The organism is Streptomyces sp. NPDC031132, assembly GCF_055570595.1.
Window position 1 is genome coordinate 1 of sequence record NZ_JBVIGX010000082.1, and the last position, 4,440, is coordinate 4,440.

Consider the following 4,440-nt stretch of genomic DNA (forward strand, 5'->3'; position numbering starts at 1 on the left):
ACTGCAGGGGGGACCCTGTGGGAGAGTAGGACGCCGCCGAACAATCATTGTAGAAAAGCCCCGTACCGGGATCCGGTACGGGGCTTTTCTGCGTTCAGGGGGCTTCTGACAGGGCCGCTCGGTATCGTGGCCAGCGTTCCCCTGGAGGCACGATGACAGCACAGCACGTCGAAGACGACGGTCCGCTCATCCCCCAGCCGGCCATGACGCGCGAAGCCCTGCGGGATGCAGTGCGCCGGATCGACATGCCGCACCTCGCCGAGTTCGACCGGGAGTGCCATGCGGCGTTCGACCGCGCCGCGGAGACGGGCGCCATCAACCCGCTCCGCTTCTTCCTGATCAAGTGGGCGACGCACGTGGCCATCCACCGCTGGCCCGCGCGCTCGGCAGCGCTCCTCGAGGCCGAACGCACCGCCGGCGACCCGGCCGCCACGGAGGCGGAGTTCCGGGCAGCGATGGAGACGAGCAGCCGCATCCTCGGCGAGGCCCAGCGCGAGATCGGTCAGTGAGCACGCGGGGCTAAGGAGTGGAGAACGACGGCGGTTGGGCATGGGAATGCGATCCCAGCCGCGCGTGGGTGCTCGGCGACATGGCCGCCGAGCACCAGAGAACGGTCGGCGCCGTGATGGACGGCCTGGTCGACCTGGCCTCCCTGGGTATCGACCCCAAGGACGGCAGCCTCTACGAAGACCCGAGCCCCATGCGGCTGCGTACGTACGAGGACGAGCACCTGATGCTCTGGTACCAGACGATCCCCCACCGCAGCCGCGTCTACCTGAAGCGCGTCAACGTCTGATCACCGGGCACGTCCACGGTGATCTCGCCGAGGCAGGTGCCGCCCTCGGAGAAGGATGCGTACGGGGCGGTTGCTCCTCAGCCGTCCTCAGCGCCTCCGGCAGCTGCCGGTCATGGAGCTGTTTCAGAGTCGCCACTGATCGGGGATGCCGACGGTGTGTGCAACGCACGAGGCTCCCGTGCCGTTGGGGGAGGTGTTCGAAGTCTCAGCCCACAGGCACAGGAGCCGCGTTGGTTCCGTATTCAGCCGCACTCGACCTGCCTCATGCCCTGGTCGAGTGGGTCACCATGCTCATCGTCACCCGCGAGGGTGACCGCCGCTGCAAGCTCCCGCCGCACCAGCGTGCCCTGGTCGGCCTGGTGTACCTGCGGCGGCACGACACTCTCGCCCAACTCGCTGCAGGGTTCGGCATCTCCGTCGGCACCGCGCACGCCTACGTGGCAGCCGGCGTCGACACGCTGGCCGACCACGCGCCTGGCCTGCTGCGCACTCTGCGCGAGGCCGACCCTGACCACGTTCTGCTCGACGGCACTCTGGCGGAGTGCGACCGGGTCGGCGACAGCCGGGCCGACTACTCCCACAAGCACCGTCGGCACGGGGTGAACGTGCAGGTGGTGACCGACCCGGTTGGGCGGCTGCTGTGGATGTCGCCTGCGCTGCCCGGCCGCACGCACGACCTGACCGCGGCCCGCACTGCCCGGATCATCCGGATCTGCGAGCGTCAGGGCGTTCCAGTCCTGGCCGACCGCGCCTATGTGGGAGCCGGACCGTGGGTGACGACGCCCCTCAGACGCCCACCAGGCCGTGGCCTCACGCCCACCCAACAGACCGCCACCCGCGGCTGTCCGCGGCACGGGCTCCGGTCGAGCGTGGTGTCGCACGGCTGAAGTCGTGGCGGATCTTCCGCAAGTCCCGGTGCAGCCCGAATCGAATGTCGTCAATCGCTGCAGCCGTCCTCACCCTGGAGCGGCAACGCTGAACCCAAGGCACCGATCTATCGCGATGGGAGTCCGACGAGATCCAGGCTGTTGTTCGATGCTCTGCTGCAGCGCGGTCCTGGGATCGGCGGCAGGTTCGGGCTGAGACGGTTCGGCCGAACCGTGGGCGTCAGCCGCCTCCGCCTCCGCCGCTGGTGTTGTCCGGACCGAGGTCATACTCCCGGCTCTGGTTCGCGCCGGATCCCCAATGCTCGTAGCAGATGAGCCCCGCCCCGATGAGCAAGACGATCCCCGTGGCTATCAGCGATATCCATGCGCCAGCGTCCATGTTTGCGGATGTACCCACCGCTGTCAGCGCGAAGCCTCACCCGGGCCTCCATCGATCCGGAGCGGTTCAGTGGGCGTTGTCAACTTGGCTGACATGCCGGGTGCCTGAGACGGTTTTCTCCACGTCGTGCGGCCGGACCACGGCAACGAGGCGGCAGGGGCCCTGGCCCGCCGACTGGTGGTCCCGCCGCGCCCCTCGGGCGGTCAGGAGCGCTACCTCGACAGGTCTTTACCGGAGGAGATCGGCGCCGACCCGCTCGCCAAGGTCCTCGCCTGGGCGCTGGAGCACCTCCACGAGCAGTTCGGCATGGAGACGCCGGCCGCGCGGGCGTACATGAGCTGTCGTGACCCCGGCGTCACTCGACCGTGGCCACGTTGAAAAGGCTCACTGATCTCGCGTGGGGCGGACCGGTGGGCGTTGGGCATGGCCAAGGAGGGCCAACTGCGGAGGGGCGGATTCGGTCTACGCGCGGAAGACCTTCCGAAGGAGCTCGCCGTACGCGGCGGGGTGCGTGGTCAGGCCGGTGTGCCCGCCGGGGAAGTGCAGGAGTGGCGTGCCGAGACGCTCGGCCAGGAACGCGGCCGGGCGGTACGGCAGTTCGCCGCGTGAGTCCTGGCCGCCGGCGAGCACGAGCCGGTCCTTCAGCGTCTCCAGTCGGGTGATGTCGGGGACGTAGGACATGAAGCCGGGCACGATGCGTCCGATGAAGTACGGCAGGTTGGCCATGGTCTGCTCGGCCCGGGCTGCGGCCTGGGGCGGAAGGGTCACGTCGGCCTTCGGCTCGGCGGCCTCACCCTCCCTCTTCAAACCAGCGGCGAACTCGGCCATCGCCGGCAGGAGTCCCCGGGCGCCCAGTGTCTCCTGCACGCGTGCCAGGAGTGCACGGTGTCGGGGGGCGTCCGGAAGGATCTCCACCAGAGGCGGTTCGTGCGCCACGAGTCGCTCGACGCGTTCGGGACGGGTGGTGAGCAGGTGTACGGCGGCAATCGCGCCGGAGCTGGTGGCGAACACCCGGGCGGGCTCTCCGGGCGACAGCAGGTCCAGCATCCGCAGCGCGTCGTCGGCATGGTCGGACACTCGCTGCGCTGCCTCGGAGTCGTCCAGTGTGCTCCGGGACATGCCGCGCGGGTCGTAGGTCGCGACGGTGTATTCGTCGGCCAGGTCGTCCGTGATCCCGTCGAAGGCGGCCGCGCCGCCGGCTCCTCCGGGGATCAGCAGCAGGAGCGGGCCCTGGCCGCGCACTTCGTAGTGCAGGGTCGCGCCGTTCACGCGCAGGCCACCGATGGTCGGAACGGTCACGAGACGTCTCCCTCTCGGGACGGGGGCCAGTGCTCCAGAAGAGAGCTCAGGGCGTCGAGGGCGCGGTCCCAGGAGTGCTGGGGCGAGCGCTCGTGCGCGAACCCGCCCGCGGCCTCCAGAGCGACGAACCCGTGGAACGCGCTGCGCAGCAACCGGACCGCGTCGGTCAGGTCGGGCTCCGCCAGTCCGTAGCCGCGCAGCATGCCGTACGTCAGCTCGACCGCGCGCCGAGGTCCGGGCGCCTGTGCGGCCAGCTCGGGGTCGATCTGGATCCGGGTCTGGGTCGCCGTGTAGCGGCCCGGATGCTTGTGCGCGTAATCCCGCCAGGCGTTGGCAAAGGCGACCAGCGCTTCCTTGCCCGCCCGGCCGGCCGTGGCCTCCGCGATCAGGATGGTCTTCTCGTCCGCCGCCAGCAGCGCGATTCGACCGCGTAGGTCCGACAGGCTGCGGACGTGGGTGTAGAGGCTCGCGTCCTTCACACCGAGTCGCCGCGCCACTTGCGACATGGTCACCTGGTCGAACCCGACCTCGTCTGCCAGTTCGGCGCCCGCGAGCGTCACCCGCTCCGCCGTCAGCCCTGCCCGCGCCATGCGCCCTCCACGTTTCCTAGGGATCCTAGTTATAGCCTAGGTACCCTAGGTTTGCAGGCAGGAGGGGGTCAGCAGGCCGTGGAGTAGCCGGCTGGTGGGTGCTGCGTCGCCCCTGTCCCTGAAGGCGAGACGGCCGTGCGTCTTGGCGAAGACGCTGGTCATGGCCGGTGCCGGTGCTCGTTTTGACACCTCGGAGGGCCAGTTGTAGGGTTGAGCGGTTGCCTGGAACTGGACAAGTTCGGCAGCCAAACCAGCAAGACCCCCCTCGCACCCCGGAATCGCATTCTGTGGGTGCGTACTCGACTCCTCATCCAGGAATCTGAAGCCGGGAAATCCGGTGGAAAACTTCTGATAGAGTCGGCATCGCCGGAAAGGGAAAACGCGAAAGCGAAGGCCTGGAAAGCGAAACCCGCTTCGACCGGGAATCGGACACGAAAGAGTCTGATAGAGTCGGAAACGAAGAACGAAGCCCGGAGGAAAGCCCGAGAG

4 protein-coding genes and 2 pseudogenes are annotated in these 4,440 nt (G+C 68.8%); 4 read left to right on the forward strand and 2 right to left on the reverse strand.

Annotated features, from left to right (window positions below):
* The first annotated feature begins 152 nt into the window (after nucleotides 1–152).
* The 4 genes and pseudogenes from ACZ49B_RS39035 to ACZ49B_RS39050 all read left to right on the forward strand — a co-directional run.
* On the forward strand, nucleotides 153–509 hold the full coding sequence (locus ACZ49B_RS39035) for a DUF6247 family protein (protein WP_468316058.1): 357 nt from the start codon (nucleotides 153–155) through the stop codon (nucleotides 507–509).
* 80 nt (nucleotides 510–589) lie between these two features.
* The gene (locus ACZ49B_RS39040; RefSeq protein WP_468316060.1) at nucleotides 590–796 is read left to right on the forward strand and encodes a hypothetical protein; all 207 of its coding nucleotides are present in this window, start codon (nucleotides 590–592) and stop codon (nucleotides 794–796) included.
* Between the two features lie 230 nt (nucleotides 797–1,026).
* Nucleotides 1,027–1,775 (forward strand): annotated as a pseudogene (locus tag ACZ49B_RS39045) (transposase).
* A 404-nt stretch (nucleotides 1,776–2,179) separates the two neighbouring features.
* Nucleotides 2,180–2,407, forward strand: a pseudogene (locus ACZ49B_RS39050) (AraC family transcriptional regulator); the annotation flags it as partial.
* Between the two features lie 117 nt (nucleotides 2,408–2,524).
* Here ACZ49B_RS39050 and ACZ49B_RS39055 read toward each other — a convergent pair.
* Together ACZ49B_RS39055 and ACZ49B_RS39060 are read right to left on the reverse strand one after the other, a co-directional pair.
* Complete coding sequence (locus ACZ49B_RS39055) at nucleotides 2,525–3,361, reverse strand: alpha/beta fold hydrolase (RefSeq protein WP_468316062.1); 837 nt, start codon at nucleotides 3,359–3,361, stop codon at nucleotides 2,525–2,527.
* Complete coding sequence (locus ACZ49B_RS39060) at nucleotides 3,358–3,951, reverse strand: TetR/AcrR family transcriptional regulator (RefSeq protein ID WP_468316065.1); 594 nt, start codon at nucleotides 3,949–3,951, stop codon at nucleotides 3,358–3,360. The genes ACZ49B_RS39055 and ACZ49B_RS39060 overlap by 4 nt, the downstream gene beginning before the upstream one ends.
* Nucleotides 3,952–4,440: the final 489 nt, after the last annotated feature.